Annotated in this window: 1 pseudogene; it reads left to right on the forward strand. The window is 63.7% G+C overall.

Annotated features, from left to right (window positions below):
- Positions 1 to 196, forward strand: a pseudogene (locus tag A3764_RS25840) (IS110 family transposase); the annotation flags it as partial.
- Positions 197 to 369 lie beyond the last annotated feature (173 nt).

Genomic DNA, 369 nt, shown 5'->3' on the forward strand with positions numbered 1-369 from the left:
CCGGCGACTGCTCGTTTCCGGCGCGACTGCGGTGCTTCGCTTTGCAAGGCAGGGCGATGCCGGCAAGGCTTGGATGCTTGGGCTTAAAGCACGCAAGCGACCGAAAGTCGTTGCGGTCGCGCTCGCCAACAAGACTGCCCGGATCGCTTGGGCGCTCCTGCGCCGCAACGAGATCTACGCGGCCCCTGTCTCCTGAGCGCGGAACCGCTGACGGAATGCGTGAAGCTGAGAAGAGATGACAAACCGGTCGAACCGGGGATCGGGACACCCCAGGGGGTCAAGGCGCAGAAAGCGCGCAATTTTGATTGGGACCCGATCCGCGGACTTCATCTGGGCCAGCGGCTAGACCGCACCACAAAGGCCGTAGAC

The sequence above is a fragment of the Sulfitobacter sp. HI0129 genome, from assembly GCF_001635395.1.
Classification (GTDB): Bacteria; Pseudomonadota; Alphaproteobacteria; order Rhodobacterales; family Rhodobacteraceae; genus Sulfitobacter.